General features: G+C 49.2%; 19 protein-coding genes. 10 read left to right on the top strand and 9 right to left on the bottom strand.

Translation table 11 applies throughout. The annotated features are described in order from the left end of the window. Positions 1-81 precede the first annotated feature (81 nt). Both QFX39_RS01915 and larE read left to right on the top strand, forming a co-directional pair. Positions 82-765 carry a TfuA-related McrA-glycine thioamidation protein gene (locus QFX39_RS01915; RefSeq protein WP_300476919.1) on the top strand — a complete coding sequence of 228 codons (684 nt, stop codon included), beginning with the start codon at positions 82-84 and terminating at the stop codon, positions 763-765. Further along, positions 728-1,840: an ATP-dependent sacrificial sulfur transferase LarE gene (gene larE / locus QFX39_RS01920; protein ID WP_300476921.1), complete on the top strand. Its 1,113-nt coding sequence runs from the start codon at positions 728-730 to the stop codon at positions 1,838-1,840. Before QFX39_RS01915 ends, larE begins: the two co-directional genes overlap by 38 nt. A gap of 112 nt (positions 1,841-1,952) precedes the next feature. Here larE and QFX39_RS01925 read toward each other — a convergent pair whose 3' ends face one another. From QFX39_RS01925 to rimI, 8 genes are all read right to left on the bottom strand, one after another. Continuing rightward, entirely contained in the window at positions 1,953-2,369 is a 417-nt protein-coding gene (locus QFX39_RS01925; protein ID WP_300476923.1) for a hypothetical protein, read from the bottom strand. After that, on the bottom strand, positions 2,362-3,207 hold the full coding sequence (locus QFX39_RS01930; protein ID WP_300476925.1) for a CBS domain-containing protein: 846 nt from the start codon (positions 3,205-3,207) through the stop codon (positions 2,362-2,364). Before QFX39_RS01930 ends, QFX39_RS01925 begins: the two co-directional genes overlap by 8 nt. Positions 3,208-3,247: 40 nt before the next feature. Continuing rightward, positions 3,248-3,679 carry a universal stress protein gene (locus QFX39_RS01935; RefSeq protein ID WP_013296175.1) on the bottom strand — a complete coding sequence of 144 codons (432 nt, stop codon included), beginning with the start codon at positions 3,677-3,679 and terminating at the stop codon, positions 3,248-3,250. A gap of 4 nt (positions 3,680-3,683) precedes the next feature. Beyond that, a complete protein-coding gene (locus QFX39_RS01940) occupies positions 3,684-4,832 on the bottom strand; it encodes an amidohydrolase family protein (protein ID WP_300476931.1) in 1,149 nt (382 codons plus the stop codon). A 121-nt stretch (positions 4,833-4,953) separates the two neighbouring features. Further along, positions 4,954-6,282: a PKD domain-containing protein gene (locus QFX39_RS01945; protein WP_300476933.1), complete on the bottom strand. Its 1,329-nt coding sequence runs from the start codon at positions 6,280-6,282 to the stop codon at positions 4,954-4,956. Between the two features lie 67 nt (positions 6,283-6,349). Further along, positions 6,350-9,529, bottom strand: coding sequence for a carbamoyl-phosphate synthase large subunit (carB, locus tag QFX39_RS01950; RefSeq protein ID WP_300476935.1), 3,180 nt, complete (start codon positions 9,527-9,529; stop codon positions 6,350-6,352). Positions 9,530-9,552: 23 nt separating this feature from the next. Then, entirely contained in the window at positions 9,553-10,635 is a 1,083-nt protein-coding gene (gene carA, locus QFX39_RS01955; protein ID WP_300476937.1) for a glutamine-hydrolyzing carbamoyl-phosphate synthase small subunit, read from the bottom strand. 41 nt (positions 10,636-10,676) lie between these two features. Further along, the gene (gene rimI / locus QFX39_RS01960) at positions 10,677-11,144 is read right to left on the bottom strand and encodes a ribosomal protein S18-alanine N-acetyltransferase (protein ID WP_300476939.1); all 468 of its coding nucleotides are present in this window, start codon (positions 11,142-11,144) and stop codon (positions 10,677-10,679) included. An 18-nt stretch (positions 11,145-11,162) separates the two neighbouring features. On the opposite strand from rimI, the gene QFX39_RS01965 reads away from it, so the two are divergent. The 3 genes from QFX39_RS01965 (at position 11,163) to cobK (ending at position 15,094) form a co-directional block, all read left to right on the top strand. Continuing rightward, the gene (locus tag QFX39_RS01965) at positions 11,163-11,549 is read left to right on the top strand and encodes a UPF0146 family protein (protein WP_300476941.1); all 387 of its coding nucleotides are present in this window, start codon (positions 11,163-11,165) and stop codon (positions 11,547-11,549) included. A 257-nt stretch (positions 11,550-11,806) separates the two neighbouring features. Further along, on the top strand, positions 11,807-14,305 hold the full coding sequence (locus tag QFX39_RS01970; RefSeq protein ID WP_300476943.1) for a calcium-transporting P-type ATPase, PMR1-type: 2,499 nt from the start codon (positions 11,807-11,809) through the stop codon (positions 14,303-14,305). 3 nt (positions 14,306-14,308) lie between these two features. Beyond that, positions 14,309-15,094 carry a precorrin-6A reductase gene (gene cobK, locus QFX39_RS01975; RefSeq protein ID WP_300476946.1) on the top strand — a complete coding sequence of 262 codons (786 nt, stop codon included), beginning with the start codon at positions 14,309-14,311 and terminating at the stop codon, positions 15,092-15,094. Between the two features lie 86 nt (positions 15,095-15,180). Here the strand turns inward: cobK and glp are convergent, their stop codons facing one another. After that, positions 15,181-16,407 carry a gephyrin-like molybdotransferase Glp gene (glp, locus tag QFX39_RS01980; protein ID WP_300476949.1) on the bottom strand — a complete coding sequence of 409 codons (1,227 nt, stop codon included), beginning with the start codon at positions 16,405-16,407 and terminating at the stop codon, positions 15,181-15,183. A gap of 140 nt (positions 16,408-16,547) precedes the next feature. On the opposite strand from glp, the gene eif1A reads away from it, so the two are divergent. From eif1A to QFX39_RS02005, 5 genes are all read left to right on the top strand, one after another. Then, positions 16,548-16,847, top strand: a complete 300-nt coding sequence (gene eif1A / locus QFX39_RS01985) for a translation initiation factor eIF-1A (protein WP_300476952.1) — start codon at positions 16,548-16,550, stop codon at positions 16,845-16,847. A gap of 24 nt (positions 16,848-16,871) precedes the next feature. Next, on the top strand, positions 16,872-17,723 hold the full coding sequence (locus QFX39_RS01990) for a serine protein kinase RIO (RefSeq protein ID WP_300476955.1): 852 nt from the start codon (positions 16,872-16,874) through the stop codon (positions 17,721-17,723). A gap of 188 nt (positions 17,724-17,911) precedes the next feature. Then, positions 17,912-18,478 carry a KH domain-containing protein gene (locus QFX39_RS01995; protein WP_300476957.1) on the top strand — a complete coding sequence of 189 codons (567 nt, stop codon included), beginning with the start codon at positions 17,912-17,914 and terminating at the stop codon, positions 18,476-18,478. A gap of 189 nt (positions 18,479-18,667) precedes the next feature. Further along, positions 18,668-20,242, top strand: a complete 1,575-nt coding sequence (gene top6B / locus QFX39_RS02000; RefSeq protein WP_300476959.1) for a DNA topoisomerase VI subunit B — start codon at positions 18,668-18,670, stop codon at positions 20,240-20,242. Then, positions 20,235-21,296: a DNA topoisomerase IV subunit A gene (locus tag QFX39_RS02005; RefSeq protein ID WP_300476961.1), complete on the top strand. Its 1,062-nt coding sequence runs from the start codon at positions 20,235-20,237 to the stop codon at positions 21,294-21,296. The genes top6B and QFX39_RS02005 overlap by 8 nt, the downstream gene beginning before the upstream one ends. Positions 21,297-21,478: the final 182 nt, after the last annotated feature.

Below are 21,478 nucleotides of genomic sequence, written 5' to 3' on the forward strand. Positions count from 1 at the left end.
AGGCACTAGATAATCCATATGCACAGCAGAGATCATAATCAGATGAAATGATTAAGTGACCCGAGGCACTAGATAATCCATATGCATGGAAGAAAAATCATAATATTTACAGGGCCATCACTTTCCCACAGTGAGGCATCGGATATCCTCAGGGCAGATTACAGACCCCCTGTAAGGCGGGGTGACGTCCATGAGGCCCTCTCTGAGAAGCCAGACATAATAGGAATAATTGACGGTGTATTCCATCAGAGTCCGGCGGTGGGGCACCGTGAGATCATTGAAGCACTCAGGGCGGGTGTTACCGTTGTTGGGGGCGCCAGTATGGGTGCCCTAAGGGCTTCTGAACTCCATGACCTGGGGATGGTGGGAGTCGGCCGTATATTCAGGGCCTACCTGAATGGTGATCTGGAATCTGATGATGATGTTGCAGTTGCCTTCAACCCTGAAAACCTTGAGGCCCTCTCTGATTCCCTTGTGAGCATTCATTTTAACTTTAAAAGGGCCCTTGAAAGGGGCATCATCGGTGAAGATGACTTCATAGAACTCATGAAAATCGCTAAGAACCTATTTTATCCCCTCAGGAACTACCAGAGGATTCTGAATGATGCAGAGATACCTGAAAACAGGAAGGCATCCCTCATGTCATTCCTTGAATCTGAAGGGAGGGATATAAAAAGGGAAGATGCCCTTGAGGTTATAAAATACATTAAAAGACTTTTAAGCTCTGATGATCACGATCATGGATGTGAAACTCATGGATCTTGAATCAAAGATAAAAAAGGTGAAGGATGCCCTTAAGGGCCGAAGGGTTGCTGTCGGATTCTCAGGTGGGGCTGATAGCACAGCACTGCTTGATATTGCAGGGGATTCTGCTGATGAGGTTGCTGCATTCACAGTTGACACAGGTGTTATGCCCCGTGGCTTCATAGAAAATGCATCATCAATTGCCAGATCCCTTGGGGTGGAGCACTTTATAATAAACAGGCCGCTCCTTGAAAATCAGGAGTTTGTGAGTAACAAACCAGAGAGGTGCCTTGTATGCAAGAACATCATATACAGTTCAATACTCCATGAGGCCAGAGAGAGGGGTTTTGAGGCGGTCCTTGATGGTACAACCGCAAGTGACATGTTTGAGGACCGTCCTGGCACCCTGGTTAACCATCTGCTGGGTATAGAGACCCCTCTACTCGATGCGGGGATTACACGGAGTGACGTCCTTGAATATCTCAAAAAAAGGAACCTTGAATACTCAGAGAATACCACATGCCTTGCAACAAGGATAAAGGATCAGGAGATAACGCCTGAACGGATAAACAGGGTATCATATGCTGAAACCCTCATCAGGGGACTCTACGGTGAGGGCACCGTGAGGGTCAGGCATGAGGGGGGCTCTGCAATAATAGAGGTTGATGAACCTGAGAGGCTCCTCAATGCAGCAAATCTGCGGCATATAGAGAATGAGTTGAGGGCCGTCGGGTTTAAGAGGGTGCTCCTGGACCTCACAGGCTACAGAAGAGGTAAAGATGACATTGTACTCTACAGGCCCTGCAGGGATGCTGAATCAAGGATAATGTTCGAGGTTAAGCTACCCTACCACATCGATATAAAAGAAACCTGTGAAAAGCTGGAGGAGAGAAACCCCCGATGCTCAGAGAAGATGGGTGTTGTCATGGTTGAGGTGGGTGACAGTAACGTGACCATCTTCAGGAACGGAAAGATAGTGGCAAGAAAGGTGAGGGACAGGGAAGATGCTGAGGAGGTGCTCCTTGAAGTGCTGCCACACATCATAAGGGCGCATGAGGACATGCAGTCACAGAATCACTCTCAATCAGAAGCATGATTGTCCAGTCATAATTCATCCAATATCCTGTGAATATGTGGCTGACTGGATCAGATATGATAGTCCAGCCATAAGGTAATGTGGGGCCATACAGGTGCATTGGATTGCCCAGTCATAGAACCCTCTGGACATTCTCATTAACCCTCCTTCTGAAGGAGGTGATCTTCTGAAGAAGGCCCCTTGAATCATCACCCCTTAAAACAAGTCCAGAGGGGGTGCTGAACTCAATCCCATCGGCACTTATCCCATTGAAAATTATCTCAACCTCACTGGAGTCATCAGGGAGGTCATTTGTCCTCACCGTGTAATCAACCAGAAGCTCATCATGGGGGAGTACCTCAGAGATGGACCCCTTCAGTGCCATCTCAAGTACATCCAGCAGTGTCTCAATAACCGGCAGGTCATACCACCAGCAGTAGCCTAGTAGCATCTTGATCTCTATATCCCTTATTGAGACCTCACCATGGTTCTTAGCCGCCATCCTCAGAAGACCCTTTGAGGCCTTCAGTGTTATCCTCTGGTCACTCATTTGAATCAATCAGAGCATTTATAAGGTCATTGGCCCTTGCAAGCCCGGTGAGGTTTCCCTCATAATCTATGATGGGTATCTGTTCAATGTTCCTCCTCTTCATCTTCCTTGCGCAGGAGGTGACCGTGGTTGAGGTGGTTGCGGTGACTATATCTGTGGTTGCAACTTCCCTGACCTCCTTGTCAGGGAATTTGAGCTGGTTTTTTATGACATAGAGCACATTTTTGCTGTCCCAGGACCACCTGTCCCCCTCTGTACCCACGGATGTATTATGAACCGTGCTTTCAGAGACAACCTCGCTTTCATTTATGAAGTCTGTCTCTGTGAGGACCCCTGAGAGTTCACCGCTGTTGTTGAGGGTCAGAAGGACCTTCAGCCCGAAGTACCTCATTATCTCAAATGCCACACTGAGGGGTGTTCTATCCCATGTTGTGGGGATGTTCCTTGTCATGTAGTTCTCCACTGGTTCATCGATTTCCATCTCTGCAATTGCACCTGCGACCAGATCATAGCTTGTCACTATACCCACAAGCCTGTCCTGGTCCACAACAGGGACCCTCCGGATGTTTCGCTCAAGCATCCTCTCTGCAGCCACCCTGACGTCATCGTCTGGGGCTACTGTGACGGGATTCCTGGTCATTATCAGCGCTATCTGCTCCTCATCCGGATTCTCAACAAGGTCTGATCTTGTTATTATCCCCACAAGTTCCTCTGTCCCCTTCTTAACTACTGGAAGCCCTGATACATTCTCCTTTCTCATGAGTTCAAGGGCTGTTGACCTGTTTCCTGGAACAGTTACATAGTGTATTTTCTCTGACATTATCTCCTTTACAAGCATGACCAACACCAGAAGAGAGTCGGTTAAAAAAAAATGGATTTCAGTGAACAACAAGGACCGGGCAGCCTGCGGACCTTACCACCTTCTCTGCCACGCTGCCCAGCAGGAACCTGTCAAGGCCGTGCTTGCCTGAGGTTCCCATGACCACGAGATCCACGCCCTCCTTCTCCACTGTCCTCAGTATGGCCTCTGCAGGTGAACCCTCATCGGTCCTGAGTGTCAGTTTAACACCTGCCCCTGATTCCTCAACAAGCTTCTTAACGGCTTCAAGGGACCTTGATGCCTCCTCCTCAAGCATTTCCCTCAGCCTTATTATAAGGTCGTCTGCCGGGAGACCCACGAGGGATGATGTCTCCATAACTGTTAAAGCAATTATCTCGGCTCCGCTTTCCCTGGCAATCCATATAGCATGTTCAGCTGCCTTGTTGGCATGTTTTGAGCCGTCGGTTGGGAGCAGGATTTTACTGTACATAGCCTCACCTCTTAACTAGTTTACCTTTTATTATTAAATATATTATATTTTTCGATTCAGTACGGTTTATGATGGAGAGGTGGGGGTCAGCGGATAGTTTCTCGGTGATCATGAGGTCCGCCGGAAATCCCTCCTCAATAACACCCCCACCTGTTATCTCCGATGCGTTAACGGTTGCCATCCTCAGCACCTCAAGTGGTGGGAAGTAATCACCTGTGGATCCCCTTGTAACCTTCAGGGTGTACTCCATCTCCCTGAGGAGATCCGGTGAGTTGAACATGACGTTGTCTGTGCCGAGAAGGAGATTTATGCCCATCTCATGCATCCTCTTAACTGGGGGTATACCTGCTGAGAGCGCCCCGTTGGATCTGGGGCACAGCACAACCGAGGCCCCGCTTTCCCTTACAATTTCAAGGTCATCCTTGACTGGGTTTGTGAGGTGCACCAGAAGCTTAAATCCAGCATCCACAGCCCTTTCAACCTCAGTCCTCCCTGTCTCCTCAAGTGACCTCCTCTGGGATTCCGGGTGCTCTGCAACGTGAATCGATGCAACCTTACCCATCCTTTCACATTCATCAACGATTATGCGGGCTGCCTCATCGGTTATCTCGCCCATGCCGCTTGGTGCAAACCCATCAGATACTTGCAAGATCCTCCTCACAGCACGCCTGACCTCAGAATCTGATGCTTCAGGGTCAAAGACGGCAGGGTCCCTTCCAAGTATCATCCCCCTCAGTGGGAGATCAGCCATTGCCTCAGTGAGGAGTTCAGCACCCTCAACACCACCCTCCCTGTAGTCAATGAATGATCCTGTGCCATGTGCCATCATGTCAGCCATTGCATCCTTCATGGACATCTTAAGTTTCCACTGTGGTGATGATTCAAGTATCCTGTGTTTCAGGCCATTTGGGGGTCTCACTATATCCTCAAGTGGCCTCCCATCACCAACATCCATTGCAACTGAATCTCCAAGGTGCACGTGGGAGTTCACAAGGGCCGGTGCAACCATGAGGCCTGATGCATCAATCCTGTTGCTTCCCGGGATCCTATCAGGGGTTATCTCGGTTATGGTGTCGTCCTCAATGAGGAGGTTTGTCCTTTCGGGTCTCAGACTTGCACCGCGGAGGACAGTCCCGTTTTCAACAACAAGCATATTTGATTATTGGTTTTTGCCCTATTTTATTATTTGTGAGTAAGGATAAGAATAAAAAAATGAAGTTTAAATTCAGACGTCTGCTGTGAGTTAATGAAGAAAGAATTAATGGAATAATTGTTCAGAATTTCCTGATGTTGTTTGTTTCTGATTTCTCAGAGACCTTGCCGTAGTAGTCGACCTTAACAGTGCCACGTGAGTATTTGTAGTAGGTCTTTAGTGTGACCGTCGCGCCCGGGTTCAGTGTGCCTGTGTACACCTGTTTATAGTTCCTTGTTGAGTATCTGCCATACCACACCCTTGTATAGAAGTTTCTGGCTGCAGCTGTCCCCTGGTTCTTAACGTATATGTAGAGTGTGCTTCCAGATTTTCTTGTCCCCGTTACCACAAGGTCGGGTTTTGGGTTTCCAACCGTGATTGTCTTCTTCTTAACTGAGATTAATCCATTGCTATCCGTTGCTGTCAGTGAAACTGTGTAGTAGCCCTCCCTTGCATAGGTGTGGGTTACCTCTTCACATGTTGCTGTTGAGCCGTCACCGAAGTTCCATTTGAGTGTTAATGTGTCGTTATCAGGGTCATATGCCGTTGACCTGAAGGTGAATGTTCGAAGTGATGTTGAACCGCTGTAGGTGTATGTGAAGTCCGCCACAGGTTTGCTTCCTGTGAAGTTGGGTTTGACCTTGGTTCTGTACCACTCCTCTGCGGCGGCATCATCATATGGTGTTGTATTGCTGGCCCCTGGGAAGGTGCCGTTCCAGTCCCCCACAAAGGCCGCATATCCATGGTCGTTGCGCCAGATGGTTGTGCCATTGTAAACTGTGCTCTTATTTATAACCTCAAAGTTCTTCTGGTTGGCCTCATAGAAGTTCCTGGAGCCGTTCAGGAAGTCGTAGATTATCTCCGCACCATCCCATGCTGTTGCATAGTAATTGGCGCCTGAACCTGTGAACATCCTTGAGAAGTGGTAGATGGTCTCTATGGGGTTTTTAACCTCGTATTGATCGACCCATCCAGTTGAGAAGCATGCGTGGAGTAATATTACAGGTATTCCTTCCTTGAAGGGCAGGTAAAATGTCTGTCCATTGACCTGCACCATATCCCCTGCACCCCATATGTAGCCGTCACTTGCAACCAGTGAGAATGGGGGGCTGGCATAACCCCCACGGCAGTCATAGTTCCCTGACATGTATCCTCCGTGGCCCGCATATATCACAGCATCTGCACCGTACATACCCTTGAGTATATTCTTAACGGTTGCATTTCCCTTGTAGAGCTCAACTACCTGGTAGCCCCTGTTCTTGAGGGTTGTTGCAACCTTCTTTGCCTCATCATACATGCAGCTGCTATCTGAGAGGCTGTCTGCAACTATGAGTATGTGGGCCTCTGATAGGGGTAATGCAGTGAGTGATAATATTATGAATGCAGCGAGCATGAGTTTTCCATATCTCATGTCCTTCACCGCTACATTCTATAATATCACAATAGTTTAAAATTTAAAAGAAAATTGGTGCCATGGGTCACATCCCATGGTATTCGTCAAGGGACTTCACAGTTATCCTCCCAAGTCGAACAGCCTCAATGGCATTGAGGGCCGCCCTTGCCCCAGCCAGTGTCGTAACATAGGGTATTCCAAGTTCAACCGCCATTCTCCTTATTAGATAGCCATCGTCGGCTGACTGCTTCCCTGATGGTGTGTTGATTATGAGACCAACTTCACCATTGAGTATGGAGTCCCTTATGTTTGGTGACCCCTGGCTCACCTTCCTCACAACCTCTATATCGGCTATGTCACTGACCGCCCTTGCTGTCCCACGGGTTGCCATGATCCTGAAGCCCAGGTCACTGGCCTTCTTAACGATGTCTGCTATCTTGTCCTTATCCTGGTCCCTGACGCTTATGAATACCTTGCCCTCTGTGAGGAGGTCCATGCTGGCAGATAGCTGGGACTTGTAGTAGGCTATCCCAAAGTTCTCATCGATACCCATTGCCTCGCCGGTGGATTTCATCTCAGGACCCAGCACAGAGTCTGCCCCTGGCAGTTTTATGAATGGGAACACTGACTCCTTCACCGCCACATGGTCTATCTCCTTCTCCTCTGTTAATCCAAGGTCACTGAGCTTTGCCCCCATCATCAGCCTGGCAGCAATCTTGGCAAGTGGAACACCGGTGGCCTTGCTGACGAATGGAACGGTACGGCTGGCCCGGGGGTTTGCCTCGAGTATGTAAACTGCCGGGTCAGAGTCGGGTTTCACAGCGTACTGAATGTTTATTAAGCCCACAACATCAAGTTCAAGGGCCAGTTTCCTTGTGTACTCCTTTATGGTTTCAATTATCTCCTGTGGGATGCTCTGGGGTGGTATCACACATGCCGAGTCCCCTGAGTGGACACCTGCCTCCTCTATGTGCTCCATTATCCCCCCAATGTATACGTCGGTTCCATCGGAGAGTGCGTCCACGTCAACCTCTATTGCATCCTCGAGGAACTTATCCACCAGGATGGGATGTTCGGGGGATACCCTCACAGCCTCCTTCATGTACTCCTCAAGCTCCCTCTCATCGTAGACTATCTCCATTGCCCTTCCCCCGAGGACATATGATGGCCGTACAAGTACAGGGTACCCTATGCGTTCAGCCACCCCCCTTGCATCCTCAAAGGATTTGGCAATCCCATAGGGTGCCTGGGGTATCCCCAGCTTATCAAGGACGCGGGTGAACCTTTCACGGTCCTCAACCCTGTCTATGCTCTCATGTGGTGTCCCCAGTATCCTGACACCCTCCTCTGCCAGGGGTACGGCAAGGTTTATGGATGTCTGGCCACCGAACTGTACCACGACGCCCTCAGGTTTCTCCTTATCTATCACAGCAAGGACGTCCTCCAGTGTGAGGGGTTCAAAGTAGAGCTTATCAGATATGTCATAATCTGTACTCACGGTTTCAGGGTTGTTGTTAACCATTATGGTCTCGTAGCCCTCTTCACTTAGTGCCATTGCTGCATGTACACAGCAGTAATCGAATTCTATGCCCTGACCTATCCTTATTGGACCTGAACCTATGATGAGGACCTTCTTCCTGTCTGAAACCTCAGCCTCATCTTCAAGGTCATAGCAGCCATAGTAGTAGGGTGTTTTAGCCTCAAATTCAGCTGCACATGTGTCAACCATCTTGTAGACAGGTTTTATATTATTCTTGAGCCTCAGGGACCTTATTTCGGATTCTGTGAGCCCTGTTATTGATGCCAGCCTTGAATCTGAAAAGCCCATCCTCTTTGCTTTGAGGAGGACCCTGGGATCCCTCAGGGATTCTCTGTTGAGGGATGACTCAAAGTTCACTATGTTCCAGATCTTCTCCAGGAAAAAAGGGTCTATACTCGTAAGTTCATGTATCTCGTCTATACCCATACCTTCCTTAAGGGCTGTGTAGATCTGGAACAGCCTGAGGTCGGTGGGGTTCTCAAGGTCCTTCCTTGTGTAGGGTATCTCCATGAAGCCCTCAGCGCCTATATCAAGGGATCTTATGGCTTTGTTAAGGGACTCCTCAAGGGTTCTTCCTATGGCCATGACCTCCCCTGTGGATTTCATCTGAACCCCTATCTCCCGGCTTATCCCCCTGAACTTATCAAAGGGCCACCGTGGAATCTTTGTCACAATGTAATCAATGGATGGCTCAAAGGATGCCGGTGTCTCCTTTGTTATGTCATTCTCTATCTCATCGAGGGTCATGCCCACGGCGATCTTGGCGGCAATCTTGGCTATGGGGTAACCTGTGGCCTTTGATGCCAGTGCACTGCTCCTGCTCACCCTCGGGTTCACCTCTATGACCTTGTACTCCCCGGTCTCCGGGTGGACTGCGAACTGTATGTTGCAGCCCCCCTCAATCTTGAGGGCCCTTATGATCTTTATTGCCGCGTCCCTCAGTCTCTGGTTGTCCTCGTCACTGAGGGTCTGGGCCGGTGCAACCACCACGCTCTCCCCTGTGTGTATGCCCATGGGGTCGATGTTCTCCATGTTACAGACGATTATGCAGGTGTCGTTGCGGTCCCTCATGACCTCATACTCGAATTCCTTCCAGCCCATGACAGACTGGTCTATGAGGACCTGGTTGATGAAGCTCATCTCAAGGCCCCTGGTGGCTATCTCAATGAGCTCATCACGGTTGTGGGCCACCCCGCCACCGGTACCTCCCAGGGTGAATGCGGGCCTCACTATAACAGGATAACCTATCTCCTCAACAGCTTCAAGGGCCTCTTCAACTGAATTTACCGCTCTTGCTGAGGGTACTGGCTCGTTGAGTTTCTTCATGAAACTGTCAAAGAGGTCACGGTCCTCAACGTTTCTTATGGTCTCAATGGAGGACCCTATAACCCTCACTCCCTCGAGGGCCCCCATCTCTGCAAGGCCCGTTGCAACGTTGAGGCCTGTCTGTCCACCCATGGTTGGGAGTACCGCGTCGGGTTTCTCCTTCTCGATTATCTTTGCAACTATCTCAGGTGTGAGGGGCTCCACATAGACCCTGTCAGCCATTTCCATGTCAGTCTGGATGGTGGCAGGGTTTGAGTTCACGAGTACTGTCTCAATCCCCTCCTCCCTCAGTGATTTGCATGCCTGAGAACCTGAATAATCAAATTCAGCAGCCTGCCCTATCTGTATAGGGCCGGATCCTATGATAAGTACCTTGTTGATGCTTTCATCCCGCGGCATTTTATCCCCATCTTCCTCTTATCCTAGTATTCTTTCATAACACTTACAAGACGATCAAAGATGTTCATGGTATCATGTGGCCCTGGTCCTGCCTCAGGGTGGTACTGGACACTGAAAACCGGGAGTTCCCTGTGCTCTATTGCCTCGGGTGTCCCGTCGTTGAGGTTCAGCTGTGTGATCTCAATATCCGTCCCCCTGACTGAGTCCGGGTCGATGGTGAACCCGTGGTTCTGGGATGTTATTGAGACCGTACCTGTCCTGAGGTCCTTCACCGGCTGGTTTATACCCCTGTGCCCGAATTTCATCTTATATATGCTGGCCCCGAATGCAAGGCCGATTATCTGCTGTCCTAGACATATCCCGAATATGGGAAGCTGTTCTGATAGTGTTCTGACCGTGCTTATGGCCTTCTTCACCCTTGTGGGGTCACCAGGTCCGCTTGATATCAGGAGTGCGTCAGGGTCATATTCCATTATTTCCTCTGGATCCATCCTGTAGGGTACAACAGCAACACCAACATCCCTTTCAAGGAGGGCCTTTATGCTGTTTCTCTTGATTCCGCAGTCAACTATAACAACCCTCCTCTCTGCGTCCTCATTCATGGTGACCGGTTCGGTGACACATACCTGGTCCACAAGGTCAATCTCGGTTATGTCTGGCTGGTTCACTGCCAGTTCAAGGAGTTCATCATCATCAATCTCCTCTGTTGCAAGGGCACCCTTCATGGTACCCCTCTCCCTTATCTTTATGGTGAGGGCCCTTGTGTCAACACCCGCTATGCCAGGGATTTCATATTCCTCCAGAAACTCTGAGAGTGTCTTTTCTGATAGCTGGTGTGAGGGTTTCTGGCATTCCTCCCTCACTATCAGGCCCTCGGCCTTTATACCATCTGACTGGTACCATTTCTCAGATATTCCATAGTTACCCTGCAGGGGGTAGGTTGGCATGAGTATCTGGCCCTTGTATGAGGGGTCTGTGAGCGATTCAACATAACCCGTCATCCCGGTTGCAAATACAACTTCCCCCGTCTTCACTGTTTCAAATCCAAATGCCTCTCCTTTTATTATTGTACCGTCTTCCAAGGCTAATTTTGCTTCCCTAAACATTTCACCACCGTGATCATGACTTCTGACTGGTTAGAGTTAATTTAATATTCATGACCATAAGGAGAATCCCCTCCAGAGTGGAGATCCATCCTCATCACCACAGCGTCCTCTCCATCCTCATAGTAGTTGGCTATAACATTCTCCTCACTGAAGCCAAGGGCCCTGTAGAAATTTATGGCCCCACTATTCTTTGCCCTTACCTCCAGTTTAATATTTTTAATATGAAATTTTTCAAATATACCTATGGCTGTCCTCACAAGTTCCGCCCCGACACCCTGGCGGCGGTAATCTTTATCAACTGCAAGTGAGATAATATGACCTTCATCCTCAAATCGGATCCAGAATATTATGAATCCAACGACCCTGCCATCCTCCTGGGCCACGAGGAAACCCGCTCCAAGGTTGTATATATCCCTCAGGAGGTGTGCCGGGTAGGGATCAGCAAATGATTCCCTCTCAATCTTCAGAACCGTTTTAAGGTCCTGCGGTCTGAATTCCCTTACTATCATCTCTATCTCCGTGGTACAATGTGGAAAGATCTTGCACTTTACATAATCAGGAGTTCGCAGCCATCCGACCGTGTTGTTGAGGTTGGTGCCGGTAGATTCCTGTATGTTTCAGATTATATCATGAAACATTCAAAAGTTGATTTGGTTCTAACAGATATTAAACCTTCCCGTGGAGACATAATTTACGATGACATCACATCACCGGACATGGATATCTACAGGGATGCCGTCATCATATACTCCATAAGACCCCCATCTGAACTCCACAACCCCCTTATGATGGTGGCAGAGGCAGCTGGTGCCCGGCTGATCATAAAACCACTCACCGGGGAAAATATTGCCACAGAAAAGCCCATGAAACTTGTAAATTACAGAAAAACCTTTTTCTACGAGTACAGTCCATAAAACATTCCAATTCTATGATGTCTCAAGTGGCTTAACCTGAGATAATTTTGATTCAGAGGTGATCCCACCACAATCACACCAGTCTACTAAACCAGTCTACTAATGTGATCCCACCACAATCACACCAGTCTACTAAACCAGTCTACTAAATATATACTTTATAAACTGGATAGAATGTCACTGGGTAATCCAATTCAAAAATATCATGATCTAGAGCTTAAGAAAGAATTACCAAAATAAATTGAAAAGTGTTAAAAATGAAATGGGGCAGGATGAGTGTAAAGGAAGTCTTGAAGGAACTTAAAACGTCAGAAAATGGTTTAAATTCAGATGAAGCAGCCCGAAGACTTGAAGCTTATGGGAAGAACGAACTGGTTGAGGAGAAAAAGGCAGGTCCCCTCAGAATGTTCCTTGCCCAGTTCATGGATATACTCATCATACTACTCATACTTGCGGCTGTGGCATCCTACTTTGTTGGTGATGTGCTCGATTCTGCAGTAATACTCTTCGTGGTGGTTGTGAATGCCACAGTTGGATTCATACAGGAATACAGGGCCGAGCAAGCAATGGAGAAACTCAAGGGCCTGGTATCAACTGAGGCCACGGTTATAAGGGACGGCATGACCCAGAAAATACCCGCCTCTGAGCTCACAATAGGAGATATTGTAATCATAGAGGAGGGGGACAATGTACCTGCGGACATCAGACTCATAGAATCCTATGACCTCCGCATAGACGAATCCACCCTTACAGGAGAATCCATACCCGTCCAGAAGACACATGAGAACCCTGAGGATGAAAGGGATGTTATCGCATTCATGGACTCTGACGTTGTATCAGGTCGCGGTAAGGGCGCCGTCATAGCCGTGGGCATGGATACATCGATAGGCAGGATAGCCGAGATGATACAGGAGGATGATGGTAAGACCCCCCTGCAGGAGAAGATAGCCTCCCTTGGAAAAAGTCTTGGGCTCATAGCGGTGGTTGTATGTGCCATGGTATTCGCCATACAGTTCCTCCGCGGACTTCCACTGGTTGACACCTTCATGACCGCTGTTTCACTTGCAGTTGCCTCTGTACCTGAGGGCCTTCCCGCCATACTTACACTGACCCTTGCACTTGGTATGCAGAGGATGGCCAGGAGCAATGCCATTGTAAGGAGGCTCCTTGCAGTTGAAACCCTGGGTTCATGTTCGGTGATCTGCACCGACAAGACAGGTACACTCACCCATAACCGGATGACCGTGAGGGAATCAGAGCTCACCTCACCAGAGATGGCACTCCTTGTATCAGCACTCTGCAACAACGCCACAATCTCAGATGATAGGGTCATAGGTGACCCAACCGATGCAGCCATACTGAGCTTCGCAGAAGAAAATGGATACAGTAGAAAGGAGCTTGAGGAGAAATACCCCCGTCTCATGGAGATACCCCTTGACAGTAAAAGGAAGAGGATGACCACCATAAACCAGCTGGCTGACGGGCGATACCTTCTCATCAAGGGGGCCCCTGAGATAATACTCGGCAGATGCAGTTACGTGAATTATAACGGATCCCTGAAGGCAATGGATGATGATGAAGTGGCTAAATGGATGTCCAGGCTCAACGATATGACATCAAGGGCCCTCCGTGTCCTCGCCCTTGCATACCGGAAACTGCCCGATGGCGATGAGGAGGAGAGGGACCTTGTGTTTGCTGGCCTCGTCGGTATGATGGACCCTCCACGAAAGGAGGCTGCCGAGGCCATAGAGACCTGCAGGAAAGCAGGTATAAAGGTTGTTATGATCACAGGCGACCACAGGGACACCGCGGTTGCCATAGCACGCGAACTGGGACTCATGGATGATGGTCTAGCCCTCACCGGAAGGGAACTCGATGAACTCTCTGATGATGAATTCGAGGAGATGGTGGAGGACGTGAGGGTCTATGCCCGTGTCTTCCCTGAACAGAAGGTCAGGATAGTTGAGGCCCTCCAGAGGAGGGGCCATGTGGTTGCCATGACAGGTGATGGTGTCAACGACGCCCCCGCCCTCAAGAAGGCCGCTATAGGTGTTGCCATGGGTAGCGGGACGGACGTTGCAAGGGAATCCTCTGACATGGTGCTCCAGGATGATAACTTCGCAACGATAGTTAAAGCTGTGAGGGAGGGGCGGACCATCTTCGATAACATAAGGCGCTTCGTTAAGTTCCAGCTTTCAACAAACGTCGGGGCCATCCTCACAATCGTATCGGCATCACTCATCAACCTCCCTGTGCCCTTCAACCCGATACAGATACTCTGGATAAACATAATAATGGACGGTCCCCCTGCACAGTCCCTGGGGGTTGAGCCCCCTGAATCCGATATAATGCTCAGAAAACCCGAGAGGGAGGATATAATGCCAAGACGGAACCTGCTGCGTATAGTAATTGCAGGTGCTGTCATGGCAGGGGGGACACTTGGGCTCTACATGTACATGCTCTCCTCAGGAAACGGTGTTGAGCGGGCGATGACAGTTGCATTCACGGTCTTTGTGATGTTCCAGATATTCAACGTATTCAACTGCAAGTCAAGGACCGGGCTTTCCAACAGGACCCTCATTGTTGCTGTTGCAGCCTCACTCCTTCTGCAGATCCTTGTGGTCTACCTTGCACCCCTGGAGGGCGTGTTCAGGACCGTACCCCTCACGGTTACAGACTGGGTCCTAATAGTCGCAGTGGCTTCCCTCATACTGATTGCAGAGGCCCTCATGAGGTTTGCTGACGGGCGGGAATGACCTATGAATGTTATTGTGATGGCGGGAACCAGGGATGCGAGGAGGATCATAGAAGAACTCTCAAGGGATCCGCGAATTGATATAACCGCCACAGCAACCACCGAATACGGTGCTGAGCTTGCTGAAAGTTCAGGGGCATTAAGAACCGTCAGAGGTCCCCTTGACAGACTTGGACTGGGCGAACTGATAGATGAAATCGGCGCTGAACTCCTCATAGACGCCACCCACCCCTTCGCGGCAAGGGCCACCGAAAACGCACTCCTTGCATGCCGGGATACAGGCATAACCTACCTGAGGTTCCAAAGGCCACGGCTGGATGTTGAGGGTGCCATAAGGGTTGACTCATTCAGGGAGGCCGGGGAGGTGGCCTCATCACTCCTCAGGGAGGGTGAGGTTGCGATGCACCTTGCAGGGGTCTCAACACTACCTGAGGTTCTTGAGTCACTGGATCCAGATAGGGTTGCCGCCAGGGTCCTGCCACGGACCTCATCAATTGAGGCATGCCACAGACTCGGGGTGCCCCCCGAACAGATCATCGCAATGCAGGGCACATTCTCCCCAGAGATGAACAGGGTGCTCATGAAGGAATACCATGCAGGCGCGGTTATCACAAAGGACAGTGGGGAGACAGGGGGCCTCCGTGAGAAGGTTGCCGCTGCATCAGAGCTTGGAATACCAATCATCATCGTTGAGAGGCCAAGGGTTGACATGAAAGGCGAGAAGGCATTCCATGACATTAATGAACTTGTGGAATATGTCAAAGAGATCATGAATAAAAAACACCAATAACTGCTTTTAAACCTTAAAAAATATGCTATAAAAAGATTCAGAATAAAAAAGAACCTAATAAATGCTTTTAAATCTTAAGAATGAGTTCACCGGTTCTCAAAGAGGACAACCTCAACCTTCTCTCCCTCATTGATTATCTCAACGTTCTTAGGCACCTCAATGTATCCATCGGCCCCTGCAAGGGCTGCTATTGCACCGGAATCCCTGAATATTGGCCTTGCATACTGGCCATCAACCCTCACAAGGGCATACTGGACCCTGCCCCTTGATGAGTGGAATCTCTCGGCAAGTTTAAGTGTCTTCACAGAACCCTCAGGGGCTTTTATTCCCGAAAGTTCCCTGAGGAATGGTTCTACAAGTGACCTGAAAACCAGAAGGGCTGCAACCGGAAAACCAGGGAGCCCAACCACCATCTTACCGTCAACCACCCCCACTATGGTGGGCTTACCCGGCTTCATGGAGATGCCGTGAATGACCACCTCACCAAGATCCTCAAGCACATCCGCCAGGACATCGCCCGCCCCTGCAGAGGTGCCACCTGAGGTTATAACGAGGTCCGCTTTACCCAGCCCCTCAATGAGGGCACTTCTGAGTTCATCGTAATCATCCCTAACTATACCCCCACGGCTGACACTGCAGCCGGCATCCCTGAGGGCCGCCGATATTCCCAGAGAATTTGAATCAAATATCTTTGCAGGTTCAAGTCTCCCTGAGGGCTCAGTGAGTTCATTACCCGTTGATATGACATGTACCAGAGGTCTCGATACAACCTCCACCGAGGTGACCCCTGCAGCTGAAAGCGCCGCGATCTTGTCGGGTGAGAGTACCTTCCCGCCCCCCACAAGTACACTGCCCGCATCAATATCAGATCCCGCCGCCGCGATATGCTGCGAGGGGTATGCCGGCCTATGGATGTAGACGTCCTCACCACTAACCTCGGTGTACTCAACCATGACAACTGCATCGGCACCCTCTGGCACCGGGGCCCCGGTGCTTATCCGGGTGCATGAACCGCTTTCAACTCTCCCTGAGGGCAAAGAGCCTGCCTCAACCGTCTCGATACACCTGAGCCTCACAGGTTTCTCATCGCTTGCCCCGAATGTATCTGAGGCCACCACCGCATACCCATCCCTGGAGGCCCTGTCAAATGGTGGCAGGTCAATGGGGCTTTCAACATCCTCTGCAAGTAACCTCCCGAGGGCATCATCAATATTAACGGTTTCAGAACCTCTACTGTAAAGTTCCCTGAAGAGATCAGCCATTATCCTCCTTGCATCGTCCAGATCGATTATATCAAGAAATTCGACTCCCATTGGATCACCATGAAAAGCAGTCTAAGCAATTTATTTATATCTGCACCGGTAATAAATTATACTGTCTATTTCTTTGATTGCTGAATGTGTAATCGCATTAGAATCAAAGTTAATCAACGAAAAAAAGAGGAGGAGAGTATTTGAGTAGAGGACATCAGACACAGGAAGTTAGACGTGTGAGGACGCCCAGGAAGGGCGAGATACCTGGAGTTGTTGAGCAGATAATGGGGCACGGGAAGCTCAAGGTGAGGTGTGCCGATGGCCATATAAGGCTCGGCAGGATCCCGGGCAAGATGAAGAAGAGGATATGGATCCGTGAGGGTGACGTTGTACTAGTGAAGCCATGGGAGTTCCAGAGCGATGAGAAGGCCGATATAGTGTGGAGGTACACCCGTACAGAGTCCAACTGGCTTGAGAGGAAGGGCTACCTCAAACTCTGATTGTCCCGAGAGAAGTTGATTTTAATGGATCCTGAAGAAACAGGGCAGGCCCCTGAACTCAGGGCACTTAAATCAGGGGCTGTGGATAGGGTAGACTCTGATCTTGGACGGATGGAGGCCGTCAAGAGGTTGAAGGGTGTTGAGGACCGAAGGGTGGGAAGTGAGGTCTTTGATGAGCTTACCCTCAAAACACTCTACAAGCTTGCCAACTCAGGTTACCTTGCGGTGCTCAATGGTGCTGTGAGCACAGGTAAGGAGGCGAATGTCTTCAAGGGCATAACAGATAAAGACGAATTTGTTGCTGTCAAGATCTACCGTGTCGCCACATCTGACTTCAAGAAGATGCAGTACTACATACAGGGCGACCCGAGATTCAGGGTGAGGACAACCAACAGACGCCAGCTTGTCCAGGCCTGGGTTAACAAGGAGTTTCGGAACCTTAAAAGGGCCCTTGAAGCAGGTGTCCGTGTGCCAGAACCCGTGGTTGCAAGGGACAACATACTCATAATGGAGTTCATCGGGAATGACGGTGAACCGGCTCCCACCATGAGGGAGGTTCCACCTGATGACCCTGAGAGGGTCCTTGAGTTGATAGTTGAGTACATGCACCGCCTCTACACTGATGCAAGGCTTGTGCACGGTGATCTATCCTTCTTCAACATACTGAACCATTCAGGAGAACCAGTTATAATCGACGTATCCCAGGCAATGGTCCTTGACCACCCACTGGCCATGGAACTCCTTGAAAGGGATATAAAAAACGTGGTCCGTGACTTTAAAAGGCTGGGGGTCAGTGTAAGTGAGGATGATATAAGGAAAAAAATTAAAAAAGAACCGGAGCCCCCTACAAAAACCAGCACCAAGGAAAAGAATTAAAGAACCACGGAAACCAAAACCTTACAGAAAGAATTAAAAAATAAAACCTTAAAACATTATCTGGAACCTGAAGAGAAGGATCCATCCCAGATAACAGAGCAGAAATAGAAACTCCACTGGATACTTTACAGAAAGTTATTGTAGGTTTTATAAACGTTTATCCTTATTTATTCATTGAGGTGAATCAGATGCCCGCCGAGGAATATCTCAAAATACCCCGAGAAAGGGTTGGAGTTCTGATAGGTAAGAACGGTGAGGTCAAGGCACAGATTGAGCGTCTAACGCAGACAGACCTTGAAATTGACAGCGAAACAGGTGCAGTTACACTCATACCCCATGATGAACTCGACGACCCCCTGTCACCATGGAAGGCAAGGAACATAGTTAGGGCCATAGGACGTGGCTTCAACCCGGAGGTTGCCCTAAGGCTCCTGGATGACGATGTTGCCCTTGACATCATCAAGATAACCGACTATGTCGGTAAATCCAAAAAGGCCATAGCAAGGCAGAAGGGCCGTGTAATAGGTAGGGGTGGTATAACCAGACGCATAATTCATGATATGACCGGGGTGGATATATCGGTCTATGGAAAAACCGTTGCACTGATAGGTGAATTTGAAAAACTCTCTGTTGCAAGGGAAGCCGTTGAAATGATACTTAATGGCGCCAGACACAAGTCTGTGTACGCATTTCTTGAAAAGAAGAAACAGGAAATGAAAATGAAGGAGTTTCAGGAAGGCGTTAAATTCATGTAAACTCCGCCATAAACCTGTTTTTTGTGAGGGCGAATTTCAATTATTTCACATCTATCGCCCAACCTATGCTTTCTGTAATAGTTACATCTAGGGGTATAAGTTTATATGCTATAAGTTACACATATGTGTATATGAGCATGGTATCCCATGTGTATTATCCTGTGAAAAATTATTTAAGGAGGCGAACTTTTGGCTAGGCAAGCTTTGGATCTATTTGACGAAGGATTCCAGGAACTCACTCCCTCAGAATTCTTCAGAAAAAACAAGCAGATGCTGGGTTTTACAGGGAAAATAAGGTCACTGACGATAGTTTTTCATGAACTCATAACAAACAGTTTTGACGCCGCAGAAGAGGCAGGCATACTCCCTGAGATCAAAATAGATCTCAAAAGGATTGGTAAGGACCACTACATCCTCAGACACCAGGACAACGGCCCTGGGATACCTGAAAAGTACATCCCGAAAGTATTCTGTACCATGTTCGCCGGGTCCAAATTCAGGAACATCCAGTCCAGGGGGCAGCAGGGACTTGGATGCAGTGGTTGCGTGCTATTATCACAGATGACCACAGGTAAACCCATAAAGGTCATATCAGGGACCAGGGAAAACGGTGAACTCAAGGGGGTCAAGATGACCCTCAAGATGGACGTTAAGAAGAACCAGGGCCTCATACTCGAAAAGGAGGATGTGGCGGTTGAGGACACAGGGGTCTGCATAGAACTCCACTTCAAGGACGTCTCCTACTCACTATCAGAGCAGGGGGCCTACGAGTACATAAGGAGGACAATGATAGCCAACCCCCATGCAAAGATAATATTCAATGACCCCACAGGGAACCGCTACGTCTTCAACAGAGCATCAGACGTCATCCCCCCAATGCCAAAGGAGGTCCTCCCGCACCCATGGGGTGTCACAGCCGATGACCTCATATTCATGGCAAAGCACACCGACAAGAGACGCTTCAGAAGTATGCTCACAAGTAATCTCTCAAGGATGTCCTCCAAGAAGATAAAGGAACTCGAGGAGCTCACAGGCATAGACCTCAACAAGCGCCCCAAGGACATGAAGTGGGAGGAGGCCGAGAAGATAGTTGAGGCCTTCAAGAAGATGAAGTTCATGTCACCACCAACCTCAGGCCTCATACCCATCGGGGAGGAGCAGATTGAGAAGGGTATGAGGGAGATACTCCAGCCAGAATTCACCGCCACCGTGACAAGGAAACCCAAAACCTACCGTGGGGGTATAGCCTTTGTGGTTGAGGCAGGTATAGCCTACGGCGGAAACTCAGGTAGAATGGTCGGTGACCAGAGGAAGGCCGAGATAATGAGGTTCGCCAACAGGGTCCCCCTCACCTTTGACGCAGGTAGCTGCGCAATAACCGAGGGTGTTAAGAGCCTTGACTGGAGGCGTTACGGCATAAGGGACCTTGAAAATACACCGCTCACCATATTCGTGAATATCGTATCAACCAACGTCCCGTACCTCTCAACAGGTAAGCAGAGCGTGGCACCCGAACCTGAAATACTCCATGAGATCAGGCAGGCCACCATGATAGCTGCAAGGAAACTATACAAGTACCTCAGGAAGAAGAAGGCCGCCAAGGAGGAGGCCGAGAGGGCCAAGGTATTTGAAACATACGTTCCGGTGATCATAAAGCAGGCGGCTCTCCTGGCAGAGAGGGAGGCACCTGATTACAGGAAACTCCTGGACACAGTTACAAGAAGGGCAAAACTTGAAATTCTGGGGGAATCACTAGATGAATAGAAGGGAAATAGCCATTAACAAACTTAAAAGTCTTGGAGACGTCATACTCGACGATGTGAGCCGTGGGAAGATCCCCAGGATAAAGGTTCCATCAAGGGGTACATCCAACATAATCTACGATGAAGAAAAGAGGCACTACATCCTGGGTGACCGCTACGGTACACGTTCAATGGGTAATGTGAAGCAGATAAAGAAGATAGGTCAGATGCTATACACCGCCAACTTCTGCAAGGACCTGGTGGCCAGGGAGAAAACCGCGACCCTCAGGGAACTCTACTACATCTCAGAGGGATGGGAGGTGGACTTTGCAGACCAGCAGGAATCCAACATCGTTGGAGAGGACCTGGAGGTTACCCTGGGAATGACCAGGGAGGAGCTGGGCCTCATGCCAGAGGAAGACGGCGCATCTGTCTACGGTGCCCTGACGGTCCGTGAGGGTGATATAGAGATAAACGCCCTCAGATCTGGCAAATCAGGTTATAACATATCACCCACCATAGATGAGGTTGAATTTGTGGATCACGATGTTGAACGTGTAATTGCGGTGGAGACAATGGGTATGTTCCACCGTCTCGTGCAGGAGAAGGCCTACAAGAAGTTCGACGCCCTCATCGTTGGGCTTAAGGGTCAGGCCGCAAGGGCAACCAGGAGGTTCATAAAGAGGGTCAACGAGGAACTGGACCTTCCAGTGTACATCTGTAACGACGGAGACCCATGGGGATTCCATATCGCCATGGTCATAATCTCAGGGAGTGCGAAGCTCGCCCATGTGAACCACCAGCTTGCAACCCCGGATGCAAAGTTCCTGGGGGTTACGGCAAGTGACATCATAAACTATGACCTCCCCACAGATCCCCTCAAGGACATCGATGTAGTGAGGCTCAAGGAACTCCTGAACGATCCAAGGTACAGGGATGAGTTCTGGAAGACCGAAATAAAGAAGATGCTGAAGATCGGTAAGAAGGCAGAACAGCAGTCCTTCTCGAAGTATGGTCTTGAGTACGTGGTTGACACGTATCTTCCAGAGAAACTTGAAGCCGTGGAGAACCAGTAGAAATGTTCTCCATTATGTTTTTTATTTATTTTTCTTATTTAGGATAACAGAATTCCTCATGTCTTAAACTCAACTGGTTTTTAATTGTTATCCACCCAGTCACTCCTTCTTCAGAGATAACTATAAACCCAAAGTCCCCACTCCCCTCAGAGATAACTATATAAAATAATCAATGAGAAATA

The organism is Methanothermobacter sp., from assembly GCF_030055425.1.
Classification (GTDB): domain Archaea; phylum Methanobacteriota; class Methanobacteria; order Methanobacteriales; family Methanothermobacteraceae; genus Methanothermobacter.

Bases quoted from the DNA above. Each gene is read 5' to 3' on its own strand.
- QFX39_RS01915 (WP_300476919.1), top strand. From the start codon at position 82: ATGCATGGAAGAAAAATCATAATATTTACAGGGCCATCACTTTCCCAC.
- larE (WP_300476921.1), top strand. From the start codon at position 728: ATGATCACGATCATGGATGTGAAACTCATGGATCTTGAATCAAAGATA.
- QFX39_RS01925 (WP_300476923.1), bottom strand. From the start codon at position 2,369: ATGAGTGACCAGAGGATAACACTGAAGGCCTCAAAGGGTCTTCTGAGG.
- QFX39_RS01930 (WP_300476925.1), bottom strand. From the start codon at position 3,207: ATGCTTGTAAAGGAGATAATGTCAGAGAAAATACACTATGTAACTGTT.
- QFX39_RS01935 (WP_013296175.1), bottom strand. From the start codon at position 3,679: ATGTACAGTAAAATCCTGCTCCCAACCGACGGCTCAAAACATGCCAAC.
- QFX39_RS01940 (WP_300476931.1), bottom strand. From the start codon at position 4,832: ATGCTTGTTGTTGAAAACGGGACTGTCCTCCGCGGTGCAAGTCTGAGA.
- QFX39_RS01945 (WP_300476933.1), bottom strand. From the start codon at position 6,282: ATGAGATATGGAAAACTCATGCTCGCTGCATTCATAATATTATCACTC.
- carB (WP_300476935.1), bottom strand. From the start codon at position 9,529: ATGCCGCGGGATGAAAGCATCAACAAGGTACTTATCATAGGATCCGGC.
- carA (WP_300476937.1), bottom strand. From the start codon at position 10,635: ATGTTTAGGGAAGCAAAATTAGCCTTGGAAGACGGTACAATAATAAAA.
- rimI (WP_300476939.1), bottom strand. From the start codon at position 11,144: ATGATAGTAAGGGAATTCAGACCGCAGGACCTTAAAACGGTTCTGAAG.
- QFX39_RS01965 (WP_300476941.1), top strand. From the start codon at position 11,163: ATGTGGAAAGATCTTGCACTTTACATAATCAGGAGTTCGCAGCCATCC.
- QFX39_RS01970 (WP_300476943.1), top strand. From the start codon at position 11,807: ATGAAATGGGGCAGGATGAGTGTAAAGGAAGTCTTGAAGGAACTTAAA.
- cobK (WP_300476946.1), top strand. From the start codon at position 14,309: ATGAATGTTATTGTGATGGCGGGAACCAGGGATGCGAGGAGGATCATA.
- glp (WP_300476949.1), bottom strand. From the start codon at position 16,407: ATGGGAGTCGAATTTCTTGATATAATCGATCTGGACGATGCAAGGAGG.
- QFX39_RS01990 (WP_300476955.1), top strand. From the start codon at position 16,872: ATGGATCCTGAAGAAACAGGGCAGGCCCCTGAACTCAGGGCACTTAAA.
- QFX39_RS01995 (WP_300476957.1), top strand. From the start codon at position 17,912: ATGCCCGCCGAGGAATATCTCAAAATACCCCGAGAAAGGGTTGGAGTT.
- QFX39_RS02005 (WP_300476961.1), top strand. From the start codon at position 20,235: ATGAATAGAAGGGAAATAGCCATTAACAAACTTAAAAGTCTTGGAGAC.